At 66.7% G+C, this 23,463-nt stretch carries 21 protein-coding genes; 11 read left to right on the top strand and 10 right to left on the bottom strand.

Going from position 1 to position 23,463, the window contains the following annotated elements:
- Positions 1-162: 162 nt before the first annotated feature.
- Complete coding sequence (locus ORI27_RS27740) at positions 163-1,029, bottom strand: EamA family transporter (RefSeq protein ID WP_266000282.1); 867 nt, start codon at positions 1,027-1,029, stop codon at positions 163-165.
- Positions 1,030-1,113: 84 nt separating this feature from the next.
- On the opposite strand from ORI27_RS27740, the gene ORI27_RS27735 reads away from it, so the two are divergent.
- From ORI27_RS27735 to ORI27_RS27725, 3 genes are read left to right on the top strand one after another with little or no spacing between them, the layout of a single operon-like run.
- Positions 1,114-1,584: a MarR family winged helix-turn-helix transcriptional regulator gene (locus tag ORI27_RS27735; protein WP_266000283.1), complete on the top strand. Its 471-nt coding sequence runs from the start codon at positions 1,114-1,116 to the stop codon at positions 1,582-1,584.
- 49 nt (positions 1,585-1,633) lie between these two features.
- On the top strand, positions 1,634-2,797 hold the full coding sequence (locus ORI27_RS27730) for a sulfotransferase family protein (RefSeq protein WP_266000284.1): 1,164 nt from the start codon (positions 1,634-1,636) through the stop codon (positions 2,795-2,797).
- A complete protein-coding gene (locus ORI27_RS27725; protein ID WP_266000285.1) occupies positions 2,787-4,097 on the top strand; it encodes a DUF1214 domain-containing protein in 1,311 nt (436 codons plus the stop codon). Before ORI27_RS27730 ends, ORI27_RS27725 begins: the two co-directional genes overlap by 11 nt.
- A 6-nt stretch (positions 4,098-4,103) precedes the next feature.
- Here the strand turns inward: ORI27_RS27725 and lhgO are convergent, their stop codons facing one another.
- The 3 genes from lhgO to ORI27_RS27710 are packed head-to-tail and all read right to left on the bottom strand — an operon-like array spanning position 4,104 to position 8,894.
- Positions 4,104-5,303, bottom strand: a complete 1,200-nt coding sequence (lhgO, locus tag ORI27_RS27720) for an L-2-hydroxyglutarate oxidase (protein ID WP_266000286.1) — start codon at positions 5,301-5,303, stop codon at positions 4,104-4,106.
- Positions 5,284-6,705 (bottom strand): mechanosensitive ion channel domain-containing protein, encoded by a 1,422-nt coding sequence (locus ORI27_RS27715; protein WP_266000287.1) that lies wholly within the window; start codon positions 6,703-6,705, stop codon positions 5,284-5,286. The genes lhgO and ORI27_RS27715 overlap by 20 nt, the downstream gene beginning before the upstream one ends.
- Entirely contained in the window at positions 6,702-8,894 is a 2,193-nt protein-coding gene (locus ORI27_RS27710; RefSeq protein ID WP_266000288.1) for an adenylate/guanylate cyclase domain-containing protein, read from the bottom strand. The genes ORI27_RS27715 and ORI27_RS27710 overlap by 4 nt, the downstream gene beginning before the upstream one ends.
- Positions 8,895-9,058: 164 nt before the next feature.
- Here ORI27_RS27710 and ORI27_RS27705 point away from each other — a divergent pair, with 164 nt between their 5' ends.
- Entirely contained in the window at positions 9,059-9,913 is an 855-nt protein-coding gene (locus tag ORI27_RS27705; RefSeq protein WP_407666449.1) for an alpha/beta fold hydrolase, read from the top strand.
- Positions 9,914-9,921: 8 nt separating this feature from the next.
- On the opposite strand, the gene ORI27_RS27700 is transcribed toward ORI27_RS27705, so the two are convergent.
- Positions 9,922-11,532 carry a flavin-containing monooxygenase gene (locus ORI27_RS27700; RefSeq protein WP_266000289.1) on the bottom strand — a complete coding sequence of 537 codons (1,611 nt, stop codon included), beginning with the start codon at positions 11,530-11,532 and terminating at the stop codon, positions 9,922-9,924.
- 119 nt (positions 11,533-11,651) lie between these two features.
- Between ORI27_RS27700 and ORI27_RS27695 the strand changes: the two genes are divergently transcribed.
- The 4 genes from ORI27_RS27695 to ORI27_RS27680 are packed head-to-tail and all read left to right on the top strand — an operon-like array spanning position 11,652 to position 15,646.
- Complete coding sequence (locus ORI27_RS27695; RefSeq protein ID WP_266000290.1) at positions 11,652-12,833, top strand: acyl-CoA dehydrogenase family protein; 1,182 nt, start codon at positions 11,652-11,654, stop codon at positions 12,831-12,833.
- Between the two features lie 13 nt (positions 12,834-12,846).
- Entirely contained in the window at positions 12,847-13,755 is a 909-nt protein-coding gene (locus tag ORI27_RS27690; RefSeq protein WP_266000291.1) for a VOC family protein, read from the top strand.
- A gap of 1 nt (position 13,756) precedes the next feature.
- Positions 13,757-15,220: an FAD-dependent oxidoreductase gene (locus ORI27_RS27685; RefSeq protein ID WP_266000292.1), complete on the top strand. Its 1,464-nt coding sequence runs from the start codon at positions 13,757-13,759 to the stop codon at positions 15,218-15,220.
- Between the two features lie 6 nt (positions 15,221-15,226).
- Positions 15,227-15,646 (top strand): alpha/beta hydrolase fold domain-containing protein, encoded by a 420-nt coding sequence (locus tag ORI27_RS27680; protein WP_266000293.1) that lies wholly within the window; start codon positions 15,227-15,229, stop codon positions 15,644-15,646.
- On the opposite strand, the gene ORI27_RS27675 is transcribed toward ORI27_RS27680, so the two are convergent.
- Both ORI27_RS27675 and ORI27_RS27670 read right to left on the bottom strand, forming a co-directional pair.
- Positions 15,643-15,921: a ferredoxin gene (locus tag ORI27_RS27675; protein ID WP_266000294.1), complete on the bottom strand. Its 279-nt coding sequence runs from the start codon at positions 15,919-15,921 to the stop codon at positions 15,643-15,645. The genes ORI27_RS27680 and ORI27_RS27675 overlap by 4 nt on opposite strands.
- Positions 15,918-17,051 (bottom strand): Rieske 2Fe-2S domain-containing protein, encoded by a 1,134-nt coding sequence (locus tag ORI27_RS27670; RefSeq protein ID WP_407666451.1) that lies wholly within the window; start codon positions 17,049-17,051, stop codon positions 15,918-15,920. Before ORI27_RS27670 ends, ORI27_RS27675 begins: the two co-directional genes overlap by 4 nt.
- 168 nt (positions 17,052-17,219) lie before the next feature.
- Here ORI27_RS27670 and ORI27_RS27665 point away from each other — a divergent pair, with 168 nt between their 5' ends.
- The 3 genes from ORI27_RS27665 to ORI27_RS27655 all read left to right on the top strand — a co-directional run bounded on the left by ORI27_RS27665 (position 17,220) and on the right by ORI27_RS27655 (position 20,645).
- On the top strand, positions 17,220-18,764 hold the full coding sequence (locus ORI27_RS27665) for an FAD-binding protein (protein WP_407666450.1): 1,545 nt from the start codon (positions 17,220-17,222) through the stop codon (positions 18,762-18,764).
- Positions 18,761-18,982 carry a DUF167 domain-containing protein gene (locus ORI27_RS27660; protein WP_266000296.1) on the top strand — a complete coding sequence of 74 codons (222 nt, stop codon included), beginning with the start codon at positions 18,761-18,763 and terminating at the stop codon, positions 18,980-18,982. The genes ORI27_RS27665 and ORI27_RS27660 overlap by 4 nt, the downstream gene beginning before the upstream one ends.
- A 133-nt stretch (positions 18,983-19,115) precedes the next feature.
- The gene (locus ORI27_RS27655; protein ID WP_266000297.1) at positions 19,116-20,645 is read left to right on the top strand and encodes an MFS transporter; all 1,530 of its coding nucleotides are present in this window, start codon (positions 19,116-19,118) and stop codon (positions 20,643-20,645) included.
- On the opposite strand, the gene ORI27_RS27650 is transcribed toward ORI27_RS27655, so the two are convergent.
- From ORI27_RS27650 to ORI27_RS27640, 3 genes are read right to left on the bottom strand one after another with little or no spacing between them, the layout of a single operon-like run.
- Positions 20,642-21,382, bottom strand: a complete 741-nt coding sequence (locus ORI27_RS27650; RefSeq protein ID WP_266000298.1) for an ABC transporter ATP-binding protein — start codon at positions 21,380-21,382, stop codon at positions 20,642-20,644. The genes ORI27_RS27655 and ORI27_RS27650 overlap by 4 nt on opposite strands.
- Positions 21,369-22,205 carry an ABC transporter ATP-binding protein gene (locus ORI27_RS27645; protein ID WP_266000299.1) on the bottom strand — a complete coding sequence of 279 codons (837 nt, stop codon included), beginning with the start codon at positions 22,203-22,205 and terminating at the stop codon, positions 21,369-21,371. The genes ORI27_RS27650 and ORI27_RS27645 overlap by 14 nt, the downstream gene beginning before the upstream one ends.
- Positions 22,202-23,395, bottom strand: a complete 1,194-nt coding sequence (locus tag ORI27_RS27640; protein ID WP_266000300.1) for a branched-chain amino acid ABC transporter permease — start codon at positions 23,393-23,395, stop codon at positions 22,202-22,204. Before ORI27_RS27640 ends, ORI27_RS27645 begins: the two co-directional genes overlap by 4 nt.
- Positions 23,396-23,463: the final 68 nt, after the last annotated feature.

Below are 23,463 nucleotides of genomic sequence, written 5' to 3'. Positions count from 1 at the left end.
TGGAAACCTTGGGGTACAAAGTCACTCTCGAACCCCGCACCAACGCCGCCTAGCACCAGCGAGCAACCGCTCACCCAGCTTGGGTCACCCAATTTTCGAGAGAGACGCAGACTCGCACGAAATCGCCCCGATCCGTGCGAGTCTGCGTCTGCTCGTCCACCATTACCCGAGCTGAACGGGTGCCGCCCTGTCCCGGGCACCGCCGCGGGCCGCCCCGAACCCGGCCACGACGACCAGCCCGACCCCGACGATCCCGGACGGGTCGGGCACCTGGTGGAGAACGGCGAAACCGATCAGCAGCGCCAGCGCCGGCTCGAGGCTCATCAACGTTCCGAACGCCGCGGTGTTGAGGCGACGCAGCGCCAGCAGCTCCAGGGTGAAGGGGGCTATCGGCAACAACAACGCCAGGCCGAAGCCGATGAGGATGATGTCCGGAGTCATCCGGGGCAGCACCGCCGCGCCAACGGCCGCGGTGGCGACCACCGCCGCCACCGGCATGGAGACCGCCAGCCCCTGCAACCCGTCGACGCCGTCCCCGACGCGCTGGGTCAGCAGGATGTAGGCCGCCCAGCAGACCGCCGCAGCCAGGGCGAAGCCCACTCCGACCGCGTCGATGCTGCCGTGCCACGGCTGGGTCAGCGCCACTACGCCGACCGCCGCCAGCGCCGGCCATGCCCAGCGGCCCCGTCCGCGACCGCTGATCACCGCGACCGCCAAGGGGCCGAGGAACTCCAGCGCACTCGCTGTCCCCAGCGGTATGCGGGCCAGCGCGGCCATGAACAGCATGGTGGTCATCGCGGTCACGACGCCGAGCGCCACACAGATCCCGAAGGTGGCGCGAGTAAACGCGGCCCGCCGCGGGCGCACCACTACCAGGAACAACAGTCCCGCCCAGGCCAGGCGCAGCCAGGCGGCACCTTCGGCCCCGATCTGGTCGATCAGACCCACTGCGACCGCAAGGCCGAGCTGGACACACACCATCGACCCCACCGCGAGGGTGGCGCCCAGACGGGCCGGATGTGCGCTCATGGCTGGCATTCAACGACACCCGTCGCACCACGCATCGACGGGGCTGGTATCAACAAGACTGACCCTCGTAGGAACGGACCCGCTGTGACTTCTTCGGCGAACGACGACTCGCTCGACTCGATCAGCCGATCGATGGCCCAGGTCGTGCGCCTGACCAGCAGTCGGTCCCTGTTCTCGCGGCAGGCTGCGGCCGCCGGCGTAGCCCTGACCCAACCGTCCTACGCGCTGCTGCGGGGCCTCATCGACGGCGGCCCGCTTTCGATGGGTGCGCTCGCCCGCGGCGCGCACATGGATGTCGGGATGGCGACCCGGCAGGTGACCGCACTGGTCGACGCCGGACTGGTGACCCGCGAACCCGACCCGTCCGACGCCCGTGTCTCTAGGGTGGCGGTCACCCGGGCGGGGCGACGCGTCGCCGGAAGGCTGCAGGACGCCCGCAGAAGCCATCTGCGGCGGGCGCTGTCCGGCTGGACCCCGGCCGAACTGGACCAGTTCGATCGGTTGCTGATCAGGTTCGTTGCCGACTCCATCGCCACCCCGTTCGACGACGACTGAATAGTCGATTTCCTTGACTTTGTCAATCTTTTACTTCTAGCCTTCGACCATGGTCGGCACGCGGTTCTATTTCGACGTCGGCAACTACGCCACGATGCTGCGATTGGTGCGCGCCGAGGCTGACCGGGCCCGGCGTCGTAAACTGCTCGCGGCGTTCCTCGTCGGCGTTCCGCTGATGGTCACCGTCCATGCCATCTGCTTTGCGCTCGACCCGCTCCTCTTTCCCTCGCTGCGGCGCACCGAAGTCCGCGAGCCGGTTTTCTCCGTGGGGCATGCCCGCAGCGGAACCACGTATCTGCATCGGCTGATGGCGCAGGACAAGCGGTTCAGCGTGGTCTTGATGTACGAGATGTTCTTCCCGTCCCTGCTCGAGAAGCGGTTCCTGAGGCTGTTGTTTCTCGCCGACGAGAGGCTGTTCGGGAGGCGGTTGCGTAGCAGGATCGATGCGGTCGAGGAGCGCACCTTCGCCGACACCAACGACATGCATCGCACCGGCTTCTTCGCCGCCGAGGAGGACGACTTCCTGCTCACCTGGTCGCTGGGGTCCGGGTTCTGGATCGTGCTGTTCCCCTACCTCGGCCAACTCGATTTCTACCATGTGGACCGGTGGAGCGAGCGCAAGCGGCGACGCATGATGAGGTTCTACAAAGAGTGCGTGCGACGCCAACTGGCCCTCAATGGCGGAGGTACTCACCTGAGCAAGAACCCGACCTTCTGCGGGCGCGTGGAGGCGTTGATCGAGACGTTTCCCGACGCGAAATTCATCGTGCCGGTGCGCAATCCCTACGAAACCATCCCGAGCCTGCTCAAGATGCTGCAGACCAGCTGGGCGCTGCAGGGCCGCGACGACCGCCTCATCACCGAATCGCTGAGGATCCTGGCGGATCAGTCCTTCGACTCCTACCACCATCCGCTCGAGGTGTTGGCGCGGCACCCCGAGATCCGATCCTGTGTGGTCGACTATCGCGAACTCGTCGGGCAGCCGGCGGCGACCATGCGCCGGGTCTACGACGAGCTGAATCTCGAGATGGCACCGGAAGTGGCCGCCGCCATCGACGCGTCCCGCGGCCAGGGCCATGAAACGACGCACCGCTACAGCCTCGACGAGTTCGGACTCGATCCGCAGGAGATCCATCTCCGGCTCGCGGACCTTTTCGAGCGATTCGGCTGGGATGACGAAGCGGAAGAAGGAGAACACACAGGTGTCAACTGATCACGGGGCCGCCGAGATGCGGGCGGCCTGGGACGACCTGACCGCCGCCCTGAACCGGGCACGCGACGGCGTCGACTCTCCGGAACTGCACGCTCCCCCGCCCAGCGAGCGGGGCCTGGCCGAGGGATACCGCTATCTGCTCGGGTTCACCTTCGCAGCGATCGAGCGCGCCTTCTTCGAAGACCCGGCCTTCCCGTACTTCCGCCGTGCCATCCAGCCCGTCGACAAGGCCACCATCGACAACGCCGACGCTTTGTACCTGTCCGCGGCCATCGACGGCGAGCACACGTACCGGATCGAGGGCACGGTGCTGCCAAAAGCGCCGCAGTACATCATCTTCGAGGCACACACGGCCTACGCCGGCGACTCGGGAAGTCTGGCCGAGCTCAGCCCGGAACACCGGATGATCACCGGGTCGCTGGACAGCGACGAGCTGCGGGTCGACGACGATGGTCACTTCGAGATCCTGGTCGCTCCGCAGGCGCCCGCCGGCTACACCGGCAACTTCCTCCCCAGCCGACGGGACACCGACAACGGGACCGGGACAGCCCGATACCTCATCGTGCGCCTGCTGTTTCACGACTGGGCCAACGAGGCCTGCCCCGATCTGCAGATCGTGCAGGTTGGCCGGCAAGGGCGCCACCCGGACCCGATCGACGCCGCGGGCGCGGCGGCGCGGATGCGCCGGGCCGGCGAGATCGTCGAGGGCCAGATGAGGTTCTGGAACGAGTTCTATGACGTCATCCTGGAGGCGCACGGCGACCGGAACGGCGACGGGGTGACCTTCATGCCCCGCAACGGTTTGAACGCCCCCGCGCGCGCGAACCTGGCCACCGGAGGTGGGCAGAACACGAACGTCTACTCCGGCGGGGTTTTCGACCTGGGACCCGACGAGGCGCTGGTGATCGAGGCGACGGTTCCCGTCGCTCCGGCCTACAGCGGATTTCATCTGAGCAACCTGTGGGGTGAATCGCTCGACTACGCCAATCATCAATCCAGCCTCAACGGATTTCAGGCCGAACCCGATGACGACGGCGTCGTGCGCTACGTCATCGCCGCCAGCGATCCCGGGGTACCGAACTGGCTGGACACCACGGGGCTGCCGAAGGGATTCCTGAGCTTCCGGTGGACGTATTCGCAAGACCCGGATCAGCTGCCCGAGTTGACTGTCAGGACAGCGCGACTCGGCGAGGTCCGCCACCTCCTCCCGGAGACCACCCGCCACGTCTCGGCCGATGAGCGCGCCGGCCAGATCGCGGTTCGGCAGGCGCACGTCCAGCGCAGATACCGGCAGTACTGACCCGCCTCAGCCGGTCACGCGGTCGACGAGCTCGCGGGCCAGCGCGAACGCCGAGGTCGCCGCGGGCGACGGGGCGTTGCGCACGTGTGAGATGTGCCCGTCGCGGGAGATGACGAAGTCGTCGACCAGTGCGCCGTCCCGGCCGACCGCCTGAGCCCGCACCCCGGCGTGCGCACTGCCGTCCAGGTCTGCCACCGTCAGGCCCGGCATGTACCGTGCGGCGGCGGTGACGAAGGCCCGCCGGCTGGTCGCCATCCGGATCTCGTCGAGACCCACCCGCCAGTACCGTCCTGCCACCCGCCAGGTGCCCGGCCAGGTCAACGTCTCCCAGGAGTCCCGAATGCTGAACCGTCGCAACGTGTATGCGTCGCGGGCGCCGACCATCATGGCAGTCGGCCCGAGAGTCATCTCACCGGTGATGTGCTTGGTGATGTGCACCCCCAGGAAGGGCAGTTCGGGGTTGGGCACCGGGTAGATCATCCCGGTGAGCCGGGGCTGCGGCGTGGGCTTGAGCCCGAGGTAGGCGCCACGAAAGGGCACGATCTGGGGCTCGCGTGGCGCTCCGGCGCGGCGCGCGAGCCGGTCGGCCCACAGGCCCGCGCACGCGATGACGGTCCGGGCGCGCAACGGCCCGCCGTCGGTGTGCAGCACGGGGCGCTCCGCGCCGTCGATCGCGCTGACCGTGGTCCCGAACCGCACCGTGACCCCCGCGCCCGTCAGTTCGTCGACCAGCGCCCGGGCGACCGCGGGATAGTCGACGATACCGGTGTTTGGTGCATGAAGCGCCTGCAGGCCAACAGCATTGGGTTCGATTTCGGCGATCTCCTCGGCGCCGATCCGGCGTAGCCCCGGCACGGCGTTGGCAATGCCGCGTGCTTCCAGGTCGTCCAGCCGGCCCAGTTCGTCCGCGGACACCGCGACGATCAACTTGCCGCACCGTTCATGGCGGATCGCGTTGTGCTGACAGTACTCGTACATCAACTTGGCGCCCTCGACGCACAACCGGGCCTTGAGCGATCCTGGCTGATAGTAGATGCCGCCGTGGATCACCCCGGAGTTGTGGCCGGTCTGGTGGCGGGCCGGGCCGGCCTCACGTTCGACGACGGCCACCGAATCGTCGGGCCGGCGCAGGGTCCACTCCCTGGCTACCGCCAGACCGACGATGCCGGCCCCGACGACCACCAGATCATGTTCCGGAGTGGTCATTGCTCCCGCTCGCCGCCACGGCGCGCAGCACATTGGCCCGCCGTTGTTCGATCGTCCGCCCGAATTCCTGTAGCAGCAACGGGTTGTCGGAGACGATCGCCTCGACCTGCTCGCGCTCGATGCAGACCATGGTGACCTCGCCGACGGCATACGACCAGCCGATCACCGGTTGACGGGTCAGGGTGCTCTGGCCCAGAAAGGACCCCCGCTCGTGGCTGCCGATCACCACCTCCGTGCCGTCCTCTGCTGCCGCGGTCATGGTGACTTCACCGGACAGGATGAACTTGATGCCGGTGGGCACCTCACCGGAACGCTGGATGAGTTCCCCGTCGCCATAACGCTCCATGGTGGCATGCTCGACCAGTCGCTGCTGCTCGTCGCGATCCAGGCGCAACGGCGATGCCACCACCGAGCGGATCGCCGCGGCGACGCGGTCCGGCGTGGTGAACTGGTCGTCGGCTTCGTCGAGACTCAGGCCGGCCCGGCGGGCCGAATACCAGATCCAGCGCAGGAACGTCGCCTTGGCCTTCCCATCATCGGCCGGCGTGCGCAACGGAATTGTCGTCTGAAACTCCTTGGCGCCCAATGGAACCGCTGTCGGAGTGCGATCCGGGTGACATTGCGGCAGTTCGGCGGCGACGCGCACCAGCATGGCGCAGACCTCGTCGGGGGCGTCGTCCACCGAGAACACGCTCGTCACCGTGATGGTGTGCTTGCCCGCGGGGCGACTCAAGTTGGCGAACGACGCACCGGCCAGCACCGAATTGGGCGTGATCTGCAGACCGGTGCCGGTCTCGAGGTGAACGGCGCGCCAGTTGACCTCGATGACCCGGCCCCTGGCGGCCGGAGTGTCCAGCCAGTCCCCGATCTTGAACGGCTGCTCGAAGAGCATCAGCAGTCCGGAGATGATCTGGCCGACCGAGTTCTGCAGGGTCAGGCCGACGACGATCGAGGTGATGCCCAGCGCCGTGAACAGACCCTTCACGTTGGCGCCCCAGATGTAGGCGAAGATCATCGCGAGGCCGACGGCGATCAGCAGAAAGCGAGCGACGTCGAGGAAGATTCCGGGAATCCGCTTGCGCCAGCTGCCCTCCGGGGCGCCCTGGAACAGCGCGGCATTGACCCCCGACAGCAGCAGCACCAGCACGACGAAGGCCACCAACGTGCCGATCATCCGCACCGAGGTGGATCCGGCCGGCACCTGACTGGCTTCGACCATCAACAACAGCAGGGCGACCAGCGGCAGCAGGTAATTGCGCAGCAGGGTGACCGGCTTGGCCAGGACACTGTTCCTGCGGCGCAACGCGTGCTGCCACTCGGTGAGCAGGACCATTCCGAGCGGTAGCCCGATGGCGATGCCGACCGCCCAGTAGAACCACGCGGAGGCGAAGACGTCGCTCATTGCGCACCCTCCGACACCTGCCAAATGGGTTGCGCGGTGCCGTCGACGGTGACGGTGCCCGCCTCGGTGAACGCCACGGTGTCGCGCAGGGATTCGTACACCCGGGACGTGACGTAGATACCCGGCCGCGGCGAGCCATCCTTGACCTGATGAGCCAGGTTCACCGCGTCGCCCCACATGTCGTAGACCACCGAGGGACTGCCCATCAGACCGCTGCCCACATCGCCGGTGTCGATACCGGCGCGCAGGCTCAACTCGACTCCCGCCTCACTGCTGAACCGTTCCACGACCCGCTGGCATTCGAGGGCGAAGTCCACCGTGCGGCGCACGTTGTCCAGCCTCGGCACGGTCAGCCCACAACTCGCGAGGTATCCGTTGCGCACGGTGTGGACGCTCTCGATACCCAGATCTGCTGCGGCGGCCTCGATCTGGCGGATCAACTCGTTGCCCAAAGCCAGGTATTCGGACGGGGTCATCTGCGACTGCAGGCGGTCCAGGCCGATGAGATCGGCGAAGATCACGGTGACATCGTGATGTTCGGTGGCGATCGTCTCCTCGCCTCGCCGGAAACGTTCGATCACCGGTTCGGGCATCAGTGATTTGAGCAGATCGTCGTTTTCGCGCCGCTGCTGCTTGAGCAGATCGTCCTTGACGGTCAGGCTGCGGCTCATCTCGTTGAACGCCTGCGTGAGGTCGCCGAGCTCGTCTCGGGTCTCCACGGGTATGGCAACCAGGTAGTCGCCGGCGGCGATGCGTTGTGCGCCTGCCTCCAGCCGCCGGATCGGCCGCACGAACACCTGGGCGAGGTAGACCGCGAGCACGCAAACGATAAAGATCATGCCGACGGTGCTCAGCACCATCGTGCGGGTGAACGACGATTCCCGCGCGAACGCCTCCGCGGTGTCGATCTTGGCGATGATCGACCACTGCAGCCCCGAATCGTGGTCCGGGAGCGGGGCGTAGGACTGCAGGGCCAGATTCCCGAGATAGTCCTCGGAGATCAGTGTTCCGGTCTCGCCGCGCCGCGCGTTCGAGGCGGCTGCTGACGGGTCTGGCTGTACCAGGGTGGTGCCCCCCAGCCGGATGGCCAGCTCCGCGACTTCGGCGGGAGTCCCAGCCGCGACGACGTCGGACTTGTATTGCTCGGGATCGGTGAGGAACAGCCGGGAATCCGACCGCATGAGCCCGTCGGAGCCGACCAGGAACGTCTCCCCGGTCGTACCGAGCCCGGCGTCGGACCACTTCCGGTCGAGCGTCATCAACCGGTTGATCTTGGCGATCGGGAACTGCAGCGCCAGCACGCCCTCGGTTTTCCCGGCGGGGGCGATCGGGGCGACCATCCATGCGGTGGGTTGCATCTGGGCCGGTTGGTAGAACTCGAAGTCGGTCAGTCCGACGTAGTCGACGGTGTTGGCCGACATCGCCTTCAAGTAGGCGACATGCAGCTTGGATCCGGCGTAGGGCCCGGTAACGATGTTGGTGCCCAGGTCCACACCCTTGTCGGCGCTGTACACCACGTTGCCGCGGCCGTCGATGAGCAGCGCGTCCTGGAATTCGAACCGCGTGACGATTTCCCGGAAGAATTCCTGGTACCGCGCATTGGCCGCCGACCACGGGCTTCCGTCGTGGGCATCGTCCACGGCGACGGCCCCACCCGTGTTCGGCGACCGCACGGTGTAGTTGGCCTGCAGGTAGCGCTGAGCATTCGAGGTGGGCAACAGCGCGGCGGCATCCAACTCGGTGCCACTGTGCTGGGCGGTCTGCTTGATGAAGGTGTTGTAGTAATCCAGGACGCCCTGCCATTGAGACGGGCTCACCGGGGCGTCGCCGAGCTGATCGAACCCGCTCGTGAAGGCCGCGAGCGCATCCGACGTGGTGGTTCCGCGGGCATAGATGGCCAGTGAGTTCTTCAAATCCCCGAATTGGCCCTCGAGTGCGCGTGACTGTGCCTCACGGATTTCGATGAGCCGATTGAACACTGCGGTACGCAGCGCTGTTCGGCCGACCTGGAAGGCGATGCCCCCCACCACCGTCGCGGCCAGGATGGTGCACAACACCAGCATCAGGATCAGTTTCGATTGGATGCTCACCCTGGCCAGCAGCCGATCACGGCGAAAACGGTCCAGCATCGTCGGCTTGTCGGGTGCCGCCGTGGGCTGCGCCGCCCCCGGCTCAGCGCTTTGCGACATCGGTACCCCTTCGCGGTCACCCCGCAGCTGGGGACCCGGGTGCAGATTACCAGCCAGATGTGGCAAATGAGGCCGATGTGACGGTTGTGGCCAGCGGTCAAACGGGCCCGGTCGGCGGGACCCGGTAGTTGAGCCGGGCGCCGACAAGTGTTCGGATAGCACCCGTGGATACGACATACGAAGGCACGCTGCGCGAGATCGCCACCGAGAAGGGTGTTCTGCGTTACCACGAGGCCGGCGACGGCCCGGTACTGCTATTGCTGCACGGGTCTGGACCGGGTGTCACCGGTTGGCGCAATTTCCGCGGCAACCTCGGATTCTTCGCCCAGCACTACCGATGCCTGGTGCTGGAGTTTCCCGGCTTCGGGGTGAGCGACGATTTCGGCGGCCATCCGATGCTGGACGCCCAAATCGCGGTGCCGGCCTTCGTCGACGCTTTGGAACTGGACCGAGTCGACGTGATCGGCAACTCGATGGGCGGCGGCGTCGGTATCAACTTCGCGATCAACTTTTCCGACCGGATCGGCAAACTGGTGACCATCGGCGGTATCGGCACCAACATCTTCAGTTCAGGCCCCAGCGAGGGCATCCGGCTGCTGCAGGAATTCACCGAGGACCCGACTCGGCAGCGGCTCGTCGACTGGCTCAATTCGATGGTCTACGACCCGGCGCTGGTGACCGAGCAGCTCATCGAGGAGCGCTGGGAGTTGGCCACCGACCCCGAGACGCTGGCCAGCGCGCGACGGATGTACGGCAAGGCCGCGTTCGCGGCCATGACCAAGATGATGCGCAACGCCGATTTCCCGCTGCCCTGGGCCATCATGCACAAGGTGAAAGCGCCCACCCTGCTGACGTGGGGCCGTGACGACCGGGTCAGCCCGCTGGACATGGCGCTGATCCCGATGCGCACCATCGAAAACGCCGAACTGCACGTGTTCCCCAACTGCGGGCACTGGGTGATGATCGAGGCCAAGGAGGCCTTCGAGAGCACGGTGATGGCGTTCCTGCAGCGCGATTAGCCCTTGTCTCAGGGTGTCTTGATCAGCTCGAAGCCCGGGTAGCCGGTGGCGGCGACGTCGGCGCAGATGTCGTTGTAGACGCCGAATCCGCCGATGAACAGCATGAAGCCCCGGGGTTTGCCGGGCACGTTCGCGCCCATGTACCAGGAATTGGCCCGCGGGAACAGGGTGGTTGCGGCGCGCCGATCGAGTTCGGCGAGCCACTTCTCGACGGCCTCGGGTGTCGCCTCGATGCCGAGGTAGCCGTGTCCGTCGAGATAGCCGATCGCGTCGGCGATCCAGTCCACGTGCGCCTCGGCATGCAGGACCATGTTGGCCAGCACCGCCGGGGCGCCCGGGCCGGTGATGACGAACAGATTCGGGAAGCCGTCGACCCCCAGTCCGAGATAGCTGCGTGGGCCTTGCGCCCAGTCGTCGCGCAGGCGCTCTCCCCCGCGTCCGACGATGTCGATCTTGCCCAACGCACCGGTGAGCGCGTCGAATCCGGTGGCGAACACGATCGCGTCGAGGTCGATGTGGACGTCGGGGATGTTGATGCCGGTCTCGTCGATCGACTCGATCGGTGTCCGGCGCACGCTGATCAGCGTCACGTTGGGCCGATTGAAGGTCTGGAAGTAGTTGGAGTCGGTGCAGATTCGTTTTGCCCCGATCGGATGGTCGTCGGGGATCAGCAACTCGGCGACCCGCGGGTCATCGATGACCGCACGAATCTTCTCCACCCAGAATCTGCGTGCCTCGTCGTTGGCTTCGGAGTTGGTCATCTGGTCGGGAAACGTCTTGGAGTACAGCACACCGCCGAGGCGCCAACGTTTCTCGAAGGCCGCCCGCCGCTCCTCCGGTGACACCTCCATGGTCCGTTTGGTCGTCCCGACATACGGCGAGCCGCCGCCGCTGCGCATCGAGGCCCGCCGCCGTTCGGCGTAGGTGGCCTTGACCTCGGCGACCTGCTCGGGCGTCAGGGGGCTGTTGCCCGCCGGGATGCTGTAGTTGGGGGTGCGCTGGAAGACGTACAGGTGCTCGGCCTGCTCGGCGATGATCGGAATCGATTGGATCCCTGAGGAACCCGTGCCGATGACGGCTACCCGCCTGCCGGTGAAGTCCACGTCTTCGGGTGGCCAGTGCGCGGTGTGGTAGATCTGGCCGCCGAAGGTGTCCAGACCGTCGAACTCCGGTGTGAGGGCCGCGGACAACGCGCCGGTGGCCATGACGACGAACCGGGCGGTGACGGTCTGCCCCTCCTCGGTGGTCACCGACCATCGCACGGTGGCCTCGTCGAGCACGGCCGACGTCACCCGGGTGTCGAAGGTGATGTCACGGCGCAGGTCCAGCTTGTCGGCGACCCAGTTGACGTAGGCGAGGATCTCCGACTGGGCGGCGTACTTCTCGGTCCACGTCCATTCCTGCTGCAACTCATCGGAGAACGAGTAGCTGTAGTCGACGCTCTCGACGTCACACCGCGCCCCGGGGTACCGGTTGAAATACCAGGTGCCGCCCACCTCGGGGGCCGCCTCGAAGACCCGTACCGACAGCCCCTGCTGGCGGAACCTGTGCAGCGCGTAGAGCCCGGCGAACCCGGCGCCGACCACCACCACGTCGAGTGCGTCGTCGCCTGCGCCCATGCCCAGCAGCGTAGGGCGGCACCGGCTAAGTTGCCCCGCTCATCGAGACATTGCCCGATACTGACCGTCTTGCGGGGTCAGGATGAAACCAACAGCCCAGATCTGGACAAGGATTAATGATGACCGCTTCGGTGCTCGACAAAACGATGCAGCTGGCCGACCAGTTGCGCGAGCAGGCCGTGGAGGCCGAGAAGATTGGCAAGCTCACCGATCAGACCGTCAAGGTGATGAAGGAAGCCGGACACATCCGGCTGCTTCAGCCCGCGAAGTTCGGCGGCCTGGAGGTACATCCACGGGAGTTCGCCGAAACCGTGATGGCGCTGGCCGCGCTGGACCCCGCCGCCGGCTGGATCAACGGTGTGGTCGGGGTACACCCCTACCAGCTGGCGTACGCCGACCCGCGGGTGGCCGAGGAGATCTGGGCCGACGATGTCGACACCTGGGTCGCCTCCCCGTACGCCCCGCAGGGCATCGCAAGGCCGGTCGACGGGGGCTACATCTTCAACGGACGGTGGCAGTTCAGCTCCGGTACCGATCATTGCGACTGGATCTTCCTCGGCGCCATCAAGAGCGACGCCGACGGAAACGTGCAGATGCCGCCACAGATGCTGCACATGATCCTGCCGCGCAAAGACTACGAGATCGTCGAAGACTCGTGGGACGTCGTCGGGTTGCGCGGCACCGGCTCCAAGGACGTGATCGTCAAGGACGCCTTCGTGCCCGAGTACCGGACGATGGACGCGTTCAAGGTCATGGACGGCACCGCCCAGCGTGAGGCCGGCATGACCGACACGCTGTACCTCATGCCGTGGTCGACGATGTTCCCGCTGGGCATCTCCTCGGCGACCATCGGCATCTGTGAGGGGGCGCTGGCCGCGCATCTGGACTACCAGCGTGAGCGGGTCAGCGCGGCCGGGACCGCTATCAAGGATGACCCCTATGTGATGTACGCGATCGGCGAGGCCGCCGCCGACATCAACGCTGCCCGCCAGGAGATCCTGGCCAACGTGGACCGGATCTACGGAATCGTGGATTCCGGCAAGGAAGTCTCCTTCGCCGACCGCGCGGCCGGGCGACGCACCCAGGTCCGCGCGGTCTGGCGGGCGGTCAGTGCGGTCGACGAGATCTTCTCCCGCTCCGGTGGCAATGCCATGCGGATGGACAAGCCGCTGCAGCGTTACTGGCGTGACGCCCACACCGGTATGGCGCACGCCATCCACGTGCCGGGGACCACCTACCATGCCTCGGCGCTGAGTTCGTTCGGTGTCGAGCCGCAGGGCCCGCTGCGGGCGATGATCTGACGGGAGTACACCGATGAGCCTGTTGAAGAGCCTCGGCTACGTCACCATCCAAACCGCCGATATCGACCGCTGGCGTCAATTCGCCTTCGGCGTACTGGGATTCGCCGAGGGCAAGGGTCCGGATCCCTCGGCGCTGTACCTGCGCATGGACGAACGTGCAGCCCGCATCATCGTGGTGCCCGGTGACGGTGACCGGATCGTCACGGTGGGTTGGGAAGTCCGCGACCACGCCGCCCTCGAGCAGTTCAAGGAGGTGCTCGACGGCGCCGGGGTGCCCTACAAGCAGCTGTCCCAGTCCGAGGCCGACGACCGGCGGGTCGAGGAGGTGGTGGCGTTCGACGATCCGGCCGGCACCCACCTGGAGGTGTTCCACGGCGCGGTCCTCGACCACAGCCCGGTGGTCACCCCGTTCGGCGCCCGGTTCGTCACCGGGGATCAGGGGTTGGGGCACGTCGTGTTGCCGGCGCTGGACGCCCCCGGCCTCTTCGACTTCTACACCGGGGTACTGGGTTTCGTGTCTCGCGGAGCGTTCCGGGTTCCGTTGCCCAAGGAATTCGGTCCGATCCGCATCCGCTTCCTCGGCATCAACGAACGCCATCACAGTCTGGCGATCGCGCCGGCCACCCATCAGCGCGACCCTGGACTGATCCACATGATGGTCGAGGTCGACAGCCTCGACACGGTCGGTGAGGCACTGGACCGGATCGCGGCGGCGGGGTTCCAGCTGTCGTCCACGCTCGGCCGGCACACCAACGACAAGATGGTGTCGTTCTATGTGCGCGCGCCCGGCGACTGGGACATCGAGTTCGGCACCGGCGGCATGCGGATAGACGAAAGCCACTACACCGCGGAGGAAATCACCGCCGACAGCTATTGGGGACACAAATGGGTCGGCGACCTGCCCGCGGCGATGCGCCCCTGAGGTGAGCAGCGACATCCGGCCGGTCGCGGCCAGCTCCGTGGCCACCTGGGACCAGGAGGCCGACGTGGTCGTCGCCGGCTACGGCATCGCCGGGGCGGCTGCGGCGGTCGAGGCCGCTTCGGCCGGCGCCGACGTCCTGGTCCTCGAGCGGGCCGGCGCCTGGGGCGGAGCGGCGGCTCTGGCGGGCGGGTTCATCTACCTGGGCGGTGGCACCGGACTCCAAAAGGCCTGCGGCTTCGAGGATTCCCCGGACAATATGGCCGCCTTCCTCAACGCGGCGATGGGCCCGGGCGCCGACGGGGAACGCATCGCCGACTATTGCTCCGGCAGTGTCGCCCACTACGAATGGCTGGTGGAATGCGGGGTGCCGTTCAAACCGGAGTTCTTCGGCGAGCCGGGCTGGGAGCCGCTCGGTGACCAGGGTCTGATGTACAGCGGCGGCGAGGACGCCTATCCGTTCGACACCATCGCCGAGCCGGCTCCACGCGGGCACGTGCCCCAGATGCAGAACAAGAAACAGGGTCAGGCCAGTGCCGGCTACATGCTGATGAAACCCCTCGTGGAGACCGCGACCGGCCTCGGCGTCCGGGGGCTCTACGACGTACGGGTGCGGTCGCTGATCGTCGAGTCCGACGGTCGGGTCATCGGCATCACCGCCCGCCAGTACGGCACGGACATCGCGATCCGGGCTCGACGCGGCGTCGTCCTGGCGACCGGCAGCTTCGCCTACAACGACTCGATGATGGCCCGCTTCACGCCCCGTATCGCCGGGCGGCCGATCTCGGCGGTGGAACAGCATGACGGGCAAGGTATTCGGATGGCTCAGGCGCTGGGCGCCGACCTGGCCCATATGGACGCCACCGAAGTCGCCTTCCTGGTCGACCCGCAGCAGCTGGTCCGCGGCATTCTGGTCAATGCACGGGGGCAGCGCTACGTCGCCGAGGACACCTACCCCGGCCGCGTGGGCCAGCACACGCTCTACTACCAGGACGACAAGGCCTTCCTGATCATCGACGAGCAGGCCCAGGAAGAGGCACTGGCATCGCAAACGCCGAAGCTGATTCTGCGGAAGCCGAAGTGGGTGTGTGAGACGGTGGCCGAACTCGAGGCTGAGATGGGCCTTGCGCCCGGGAGCCTGCAGGACACCGTGGCGCGTTACAACGACGGTGCGGCCCGCGGCGAGGACCCGTTGCTGCACAAGAAACCTCGGTGGCTGCGCCCGATCGGCAGCCCGGTGGGCGCGATCGATCTGCGACACAGCACCGGCGGATTCTCCCTCGGCGGGCTACGTACGAGCCTCTCGGCCGAGGTGCTGCACGTCACTGGCGAACCGATTCCGGGCCTGTATGCGGCCGGGCGGTGCACGGCGGGTCTCGCGGCGTGGGGCTACGCCAGTGGAATCTCGCTCGGCGACGGCAGCTTCTACGGTCGCCGGGCCGGGCGCTCCGCCGCCCGCGGGCAATAGGGCACCGTGACTCTCGATCCCGGCATCGCCGCGATCATCGACACACTCAACGCCGGCTTTCCCCCGGTCCACACGATGACCGGCGCCCAGGCGCGGGAGGCGATCCGGGCCCGCCTACGGTCGGCGACCGACCCCGAACCGGTGCACAGTGTCACCGAGACGACGGTGCTCGGACCGGCCGGGGACATCCCGGTGCGCATCTATCGTCCGGAGTCCGCATCTGCAGTCGCGGTGTTCTTCCACGGCGGCGGATTCGTGTTCTGCGATTTGGACAGCCACGACGGGTTGTGCCGGTCGATGGCTAATGGCATTCGCGCCACGGTGATTTCGGTGGACTATCGGCTGGCGCCCGAGCACCCGTGGCCCGCGGTGCGGGCGCGTGAGCAGGCCTGGCGCGATGTGCGCACGCTGCTCGTCCGGGATTAGTCCGCGCCTTCGTCCACAATGGGCACCCGACCGTGCCGGACGGCGTCTTCGATCGACTCGCGCAGCTGCGAACAGACCAGGAACGGTTCGTGGCCGTGACCGGCCAGTGTCTCGGCAGTCCGCCGCTGTACACAGGCAGCCGTCGCTTGGGCGTTCCACTGCACGCTGGTCTGCGCCCAGCTGCTCTTGCGGACTTCGACCCGCGCCCCGCATTGGCGACAACCGACCGGCACCATCGGGGCGTCGAGCAGCCGGTTGTCGGGCCGTACCGTCATTCGGTGGCCCCCGCCGAAGCCTGCGCGGCGATGTTGTCCTGGACTTCCCGCTGCCACACTTCGCGAGGTCGAGACACGTCGACCTCGTATTCGAACCGGTCGACCATATCGGGTGTCACATCGGCGACATCGACGTAGAACTGCTCATACCACCGCCGAAGCTGGTAGACCGGCCCGTCCTCCTCACACAGCAGCGGATTGTCGATCCTGGTCTTCGTCCGCCAGATCGCCACATCCTGCTCGAACCCCATCTTGACGAAGTCGCCGAGTGCGATGGCGGCCTGCATCGCCGCCTCTTGTGGCAGGTTCGGTGATTTCTTGACGATGATGCCGTACTGCAGGACAAAGGAATTCGCGTCGATCGGGTAGTGACAGTTGAGCAGAACCGTCTGCTGATCCTCGTGCTCGTAGTGGTAGAGCAGGTCATCGATCATGAACGAGGGGCCAAAGTACGAGGCGACGGATGTCGTGCCGAGCATCACTGGCCCCTCGGGCGTCGGTTGGTCCTGGCGGACGCCGCTGTTCATGTACTGGGTGGCGATGTGCCCTTCGAAGATGTTCTTGAAGTGAGTCGGCATCGCCGAGTGGACATAGAAGAAATGCGCCATGTCCACAACGTTGTCGATGATCTCGCGGCAGTTGATGTTGACCACCGTGGTGTACCAATGCCAATCGGTCCACTCGTCGCTGGTGGCGCCTTCGATGCGGGGGATGATCACCCCGTCCGGGGGTGGGTTGCCCTCCGGGTCGTTCCAGACGAAAAGCATCTCGTCCTGTTCGAGGGTGCGCCAGGTCGCGGTACGGGCCAGCTTGGGTGCCCGTCGGCTGTAGGGAACCCGCTTGCAGCGGCCGTCGCCGCCCCACCTCCAGTCGTGGAAGGGACACGCGATCTCACTTCCCTTGACCTGACCCTCCGACAGGTCGGCGCCCATGTGCCGGCAGTAGCCGTCGAGCACATTGAGTGAACCGTCTTCACCGCGGAACACCACCAACTTTGTTCCGAAGGCATTGACGGCGTGTGGCTTTCCATCGCCGAGATCCCGCGTCAGGCCCAGGCAGTGCCAGCCCCGCGCGAACCGGGTGGGCGGCGCTCCTTCCTCGATGTGGCGCACCTCGACATCGGCATGCATCGTCGTCATGCTCGCGACCTCCGTAGCTCACCTGACCCGTTCCCAACAGCGTGACACCGACGCGGGCATAGGGTCGGCAGAACCACCAGAACACTCGCTCACCGGGAGTGGTTGTTGCTTCGCCCCCGGCCACCGACGACAGTGGTTGCCACCGACCAAAGGAGGCCGATGACCGCCCAGGACATGTCATTCGACGAAACCGTCGACGTCGTGGTCGCCGGCTCCGGTGGCGGTATCACCGGCGCGTACACCGCTGCCCGCGAGGGTCTGTCGGTGGCGCTGGTGGAGGCGACGGACAAGTTCGGCGGGACGACCGCCTACTCGGGCGGCGGCGGCATGTGGTTCCCGTGCAATCCCGTGCTGCAGCGGGCGGGCAGCGACGACACGATCGAGAAAGCCCTCAACTACTTCCACTCCGTCATCGGCGACCGCACACCGGCCGACCTGCAGGAGACCTACATCCGCCGCGGTCCGGGCCTGATCGAATACCTGGAGGCCGACGAGAATTTCACCTTCTCCGTGCTGCCCTGGCCGGACTACTACGGCAAGGCCCCCGACGCGCGCGGCGACGGCCTGCGGCACATCGTGGCCGCACCGATCCGCGGCGAGAAGCTGGGCCCGTATGCCGGGTTCGTGCGCGGCCCGCTCGACCACGACCGGCTCGGCACACCCGCCCCGGACAAGCTCTTCGGCGGCCGCGCCCTCATCGGCAGGTTCCTCGCCGCGCTGGCCGGCTACCCGGATGCCGCGCTGTACCGCAACGCACCGCTGACCGATCTCATCACCGACGGGCCGAGGGTGGTCGGTGCGGTCGTCGAGCGCGACGGCCAGCGGGTGCGGATCGGGGCCAGGCGCGGGGTGCTCCTGGCGGCGGGCGGTTTCGAACACAACGCCGAGCTTCGCCGTGCATACGGTGTGCCCGGCGTCCCCGAGGACAGCATGGGCGGCCCCGGCAGCACCGGGGCAGCCCTCGAGGCGGCGCTGCGTGTGGGTGCGGCCACCGACCTGATGGATCAGGCGTGGTGGTCGCCGGGCCTGACCCATCCCGACGGCCGCTCGGCATTCGCGTTGTGGTTCACCGGCGGCATCTTCGTCAATCAGGCCGGACGGCGATTCGTCAACGAGTCCGCGGCCTACGACCGGATCGGCCGGGAGATCATCGCCGAGATGCGGGCCGGGCGCCTCGATGTCCCGTTCTGGATGATCTACGACGATCGCGACGGCGAGGTTCCGCCGGTCAAAGCGACCAACGTCTCGATGGTGGACACCGAGAGTTACCGCGCCGCCGGGTTGTGGCGCAGCGCAGCCACTCTCGCCGGACTGGCCGACGTCATCGGGGTGCCGGTCGAGAATCTGGAACAGACGGTCGCCCGCTACAACGCGATGGTCGCCGCCGGTTCCGACACCGATTTCGGCCGCGGCGACGAGCCGTACGACCGGGCGTTCTCCGGGGGCGAATCGCCCCTGGTGCCCATCGACACCCCCCCGTTCCACGCCGCGGCGTTCGGCCTGTCCGATCTCGGGACCAAAGGTGGCCTGCGCACCGATGCCCGGGCCCGGGTGCTGGACGAATCCGGTCAGCCGATCCCTGGCCTGTACGCGGCGGGCAACACCATGGCCGCGGTCAGCGGAACGACGTATCCGGGCGGCGGAAACCCGATCGGCGCGTCGATGTTGTTCAGTCATCTCGCCGCCCTCGATATGGCGACGTGATCGTCGTCGTCACCGTCAAACCGGGTAGCCGCAAAGGCCCCCTGGTCGAGACGGCCGCCGACGGAGCGCTGACGATCTATGTGCGGGAACCCGCGGTGGAGGGCAGGGCGACCGAGGCCGCGGCCCGGCTGCTCGCCGGCCATCTGGGCGTGTCTCGCAGCGCGGTCACCCTGATGTCGGGAGCGACGTCCCGCATCAAACGCTTCCGCGTCGACTAGCCCGAACACCCGATTCGCCAATATGTCCATCGGGCATACAGCAGCGAAACCGCGACCGAATTATTGCGGCCCCGTCGACCAACTCGGGCTCTGACAACGTCTTGCGCGGTCGAACGATGTAACGATCGGACTCATGTCATCGCCGGATACCGAGGATCGCGTGGGCAGACAGCGCAGCGTTCAGGACTACATCGACGAACGGCCGACGTGGTCCGACGGCACCTACATCAAGTCCACCCCGATGACCGGCATGCAGTGGCGCATCTGGGGCCTGGCCTGCGCCGGGAAGTTCTTCGAGGGCATGGTCGTGTTCATGACCGGCGTTGCTCTGCCGTTGATTTCGATCGAGTTCGGTCTCGTCGCCGCGGACAAGGGCCTGGTCACCGCGGCATCGCTGGCCGGCATCCTGGTCGGAGCCTCCGCCCTGGGCGGGATGGCCGATCACTTCGGCCGCAAACGCATGTTCATCATCGAGATGATCATCTTCACCGGCTTCCTGATCGCCCTGACCTTTTCCCCGAACTTCATCACGTTGGTGATCTGCCTCTTCGGCGCGGGCGTCGCGCTGGGTTGCGACTATCCGACCGCGCACATGGTCATCTCGGAAAGCATCCCCACCTCCATGCGAGGCCGGCTGGTGCTCAGCGCCTTCGCATTCCAGGCGATCGGAGCGCTGACGGGGACGATCGTCGGGTTCTTCATCCTCTTCGAGAACCCCGACATCACGGCGTGGCGCTGGATGTACGCCTCGGCCATCGTGCCCGCCATACTCGTCATCGTCGGCCGGCTCTACATCATCGAAAGTCCGCACTGGCTCATGCACAAGGGCCGGACCAAGGAGGCCGAACAGGCCACCCTGCGGCTGCTCAGGCGGTCACCGGCCTATCCGACCGATGTCTCGCTCGGCCACCTCATGCACAAGGCGGCCACCTCGGCCAGCAGCTATGCCGCGCTGTTCAACAAGAAGAACCGCCGGGCGACCATTCTCGCGTCGGTGCCGTGGTTCCTCCAGGACCTCGGGACCTACGGCATCGGCATCTTCACGCCGACCATCCTCGCCGCGGTGATCGGCAAGAAATCCTCCGGTGAAGGCCTCGCCGACACCATTCACAACGACATCCTCGGCATCAAGGGCTCAGCCTTGATGGACGTCCTGTTCGTGTTCGGCATCCTGTTCGCCATCGTGCTCGTCGACCGGGTCGGACGGATCAAGCTGCAGACGATCGGCTTCATCGGGTGCGCCGTGGGCCTTCTGCTTGCGGCACTGTCGATCCGGCCCGGCGGCGATCACGTCATGGTGCTGTTGTTCGCGGGGTTCATGCTGTTCTACTTCATGACCAACCTCGGCCCCAACTCGATGACCTACCTGCTCGCCGGAGAGGTCTTCCCCACCGAAGTGCGGGGCCGGGGAGCCGGTTTCGCCGCGTCGTTCGCGAAAGTGGGCGCGGTGCTGACCGCGTTCCTGTTCCCCATCCTGCTCAAGGAGATCGGCACCTCAGCCCTGCTGTACCTGTTGGTGATCGCATTCATCGTGGGCGCCGTCGTGACGGTGCTCTTCCGCATCGAGACCACCGGGGTGAGCCTGGAGAACGTCGGGAAGGAACCAACCGACCCCGATCACGCGCCGGTCGCCCGCCAGAACGATCTGGCGACCACGCCCTAGGCCACGCCGAGATAGGCGGCACGAATACTGTCGTCGGCCAGCAACTCTCGGGCCGGGCCGCTGCGGGTGACCGTTCCGGTCTCCAGGATGTAGGCACGGTCGGACCGGCTCAGCGCCTGCTGGGCATTCTGCTCCACCAGCAGCACGGTGGTGCCTTGCGCGTTGATCTCGGAGATGATCTTGAAGATCTGCGAAATGATCATCGGCGCGAGCCCCATCGAGGGCTCGTCGAGCAGCAGCACCCGCGGACGCGCCATCAAAGCCCGCCCGATGGCCAGCATCTGCTGTTCCCCGCCGGACAGTGTGCCGCCGACCTGGCTCCGCCGTTCGGCCAGCCGCGGGAACGTCTCGAACACCCAGTCCAGCCGCGCCACACGATCGGCCCGGGTATCGAACTTCCGCCCGTAGCAGCCCATTTCGAGGTTCTCGATGACCGTCATTCCGGGAAACACACCACGACCTTCGGGTGCCTGAATCAACCCGTCGATGGCGCGCCGATGGGCCTTGACCCGGCTGATGTCACGACCCTCGAACCACACCGATCCCGACGACAGCGGTCGCAGCCCCGAGATCGCCCGCATCATCGTGGTCTTGCCCGCACCGTTGGAGCCCAGCAGCGTCACCAGCTCGCCCTGGCGCACCTCAAGCGAAACACCGTGCAGCGCTTCGATCCTGCCGTAGTGCACCACCACATCACGGATCTCGAGAAGTGGCGCGGTCGGTTCAGAGTTGGTCATCGGGCACTCCCAGATAGGCGGCGACGACGGCCGGGTCTTCGCGGATCTCGGCGGGCAACCCCTCAGCGATCTTGCGCCCGAACTCCAGCACCACGATCCGGTCGGTGACGCCCATGACCAGGCGCATGTCGTGCTCGATGAGCAACACCGTGTACCCGTCGTCTCGGATGGCACGGATCAAGTCGATCAGCGCCGCCTTCTCGCTGGGGTTGAAGCCGGCGGCGGGTTCATCCAGGCAGAGCAGCTTCGGTTCGGTGGCCAGCGCTCGGGCGATCTCCAGTCGGCGCTGGTCTCCGTAGGGCAGGTTCTTCGCCTTCTCCTCGCCACGATGTGCGATGCCGACGAACTGCAGTAGCGCAGCGGCCTTTTCGATCGCGGCCCGCTCCTCGTGCCGATGCCGCGGCGTACGCACCAGGGCACCGGGGACCGACGTCTTGTGCCGCGCGTCGGTACCGACCACCACATTCTCCAGGGCTGTCATCTCGCCCCACAGCCGGATGTTCTGGAAGGTGCGGGCGATGCCGAGGCGGGTGATCTGATGGCGTTTGATCCGGCCCAGCGGCTCCCCGTCGAACAGGACGGAGCCCGAGCTCGGCCGGTACACCCCGGTGATGGCGTTGAAGCAGGTGGTCTTGCCGGCCCCGTTGGGCCCGATCAGCCCGAGGATCTCGCCGCGCCTGATCGAGAAACTGACCGCGTCCAGCGCGGTCAGGCCGCCGAACTTCACCGTCAGATCCCTGGTCTCCAGAAGGGTCTCCCCCTCGGCGGCGTGCACATCACGGTGCAGTGCGGCGAGTTCCTCGTCGATGGCCGGTTCGCTCATGCCGCAGCCTTGGTGTCGTCGGCACGCTGCAAGAGTTTTCGGGCCGACTTGCCGTACGTCAGCAGTTGCTGGCGCACCGGGAACAGGCCCTGCGGCCGGAAGATCATCAGCACCACCAGCGCCAGGCCGAAGAACAGGTACTTCAGGTCGCCGAGGTTGATGCCCAGTAGATGCACGCCGAGCAGCCGGTTGGGCAGGTAGACGATGATGAACGCCCCGAAGATGACACCCAGCTTGTTGCCCTGCCCGCCGAGCACGACCGCGCACAGGAACAGCATCGAGTTGATGATGTTGAAGGTCGGCGGTGCCACGTACTGCACCTGCCCGGCGTACAGCGCGCCGGACAGCCCGCCGATCGCAGCACCGATCACGAAGGCCCAGAGTTTGAACCGGAAGGTGTTGACTCCCATGACTTCCGCGGCGTCCTCGTCCTCGCGGATGGCCACCCACGCCCGGCCCACCCGGCTGCGCTCCAGGTTGCCGACCAGCAACAGGATCGCCACAATCAGCACCAGGCCGAGCCAGAACCACCAGGTTCCGTAGTTGGCGTCGCCGGTGGAGTTGCCGCTGGAGAACACCCCGTCGGGCAGCTTCTCGGTCTGTCCGATGTGCGGGTAGGCCACCTGGTTCAGTCCGCGCGAGCCGTTGGTGATGTCGTTGAGGTTATCGGCGAGCAGCCGGATGATCTCACCGAATCCGAGGGTGACGATGGCCAGATAGTCGCCGCGCAGCCGCAACGTGGGGATGCCGAGGATCAACCCGGCCATCGCGGTGGCAGCCATCGCTATCGGCACGCAGGTCAGCCACGCCCACTTCTCGCTGAACGCACCGGTCTCGCTGAGCCTGTTCCACGGACTGTCCGGGCTGGTCAGCAGGGCGACGGTGTAGGCCCCGACGGCGTAGAAGCCGACGTAGCCCAGGTCGAGTAGGCCGGCCTGGCCGACCACGACGTTCAGTCCGATCGCGATGATCGCGACCATCGCGAACTGGGCCATGGTGCCGCCGAAGCTGATTCCCGGGGTGTCGAAGAAGGGCGGCGGAAACAGCGGCCACAGGGCCAACACCCCGAAGGCCAGCACCCCGAATCCCCACTTCTGCACCCGGCTGCGCCCAGACCACCAGGCGCGCAGCCCGTCGCCCGGGGCCAGCACCCTGCCGGTCCACTTTCCCGCTGGCGTCTGATGACTCATGCGGTCCCCTCGCATGCCCGCAGTTGATTCGCTCCGCAAGCGTCGCTCATGCGGCCCCCTCGCCGGCT

This window comes from Mycobacterium pinniadriaticum, from assembly GCF_026242045.1.
In the GTDB taxonomy this organism is placed as follows: domain Bacteria; phylum Actinomycetota; class Actinomycetes; order Mycobacteriales; family Mycobacteriaceae; genus Mycobacterium; species Mycobacterium pinniadriaticum.
This window is presented reverse-complemented; position numbering and strand designations above follow the sequence as displayed.

Bases quoted from the DNA above. Each gene is read 5' to 3' on its own strand.
- ORI27_RS27740 (WP_266000282.1), bottom strand. From the start codon at position 1,029: ATGAGCGCACATCCGGCCCGTCTGGGCGCCACCCTCGCGGTGGGGTCG.
- ORI27_RS27730 (WP_266000284.1), top strand. From the start codon at position 1,634: ATGGTCGGCACGCGGTTCTATTTCGACGTCGGCAACTACGCCACGATG.
- lhgO (WP_266000286.1), bottom strand. From the start codon at position 5,303: ATGACCACTCCGGAACATGATCTGGTGGTCGTCGGGGCCGGCATCGTC.
- ORI27_RS27715 (WP_266000287.1), bottom strand. From the start codon at position 6,705: ATGAGCGACGTCTTCGCCTCCGCGTGGTTCTACTGGGCGGTCGGCATC.
- ORI27_RS27710 (WP_266000288.1), bottom strand. From the start codon at position 8,894: ATGTCGCAAAGCGCTGAGCCGGGGGCGGCGCAGCCCACGGCGGCACCC.
- ORI27_RS27700 (WP_266000289.1), bottom strand. From the start codon at position 11,532: ATGGGCGCAGGCGACGACGCACTCGACGTGGTGGTGGTCGGCGCCGGG.
- ORI27_RS27695 (WP_266000290.1), top strand. From the start codon at position 11,652: ATGACCGCTTCGGTGCTCGACAAAACGATGCAGCTGGCCGACCAGTTG.
- ORI27_RS27690 (WP_266000291.1), top strand. From the start codon at position 12,847: ATGAGCCTGTTGAAGAGCCTCGGCTACGTCACCATCCAAACCGCCGAT.
- ORI27_RS27675 (WP_266000294.1), bottom strand. From the start codon at position 15,921: ATGACGGTACGGCCCGACAACCGGCTGCTCGACGCCCCGATGGTGCCG.
- ORI27_RS27670 (WP_407666451.1), bottom strand. From the start codon at position 17,051: ATGCATGCCGATGTCGAGGTGCGCCACATCGAGGAAGGAGCGCCGCCC.
- ORI27_RS27665 (WP_407666450.1), top strand. From the start codon at position 17,220: ATGACCGCCCAGGACATGTCATTCGACGAAACCGTCGACGTCGTGGTC.
- ORI27_RS27655 (WP_266000297.1), top strand. From the start codon at position 19,116: ATGTCATCGCCGGATACCGAGGATCGCGTGGGCAGACAGCGCAGCGTT.
- ORI27_RS27650 (WP_266000298.1), bottom strand. From the start codon at position 21,382: ATGACCAACTCTGAACCGACCGCGCCACTTCTCGAGATCCGTGATGTG.
- ORI27_RS27645 (WP_266000299.1), bottom strand. From the start codon at position 22,205: ATGAGCGAACCGGCCATCGACGAGGAACTCGCCGCACTGCACCGTGAT.
- ORI27_RS27640 (WP_266000300.1), bottom strand. From the start codon at position 23,395: ATGAGTCATCAGACGCCAGCGGGAAAGTGGACCGGCAGGGTGCTGGCC.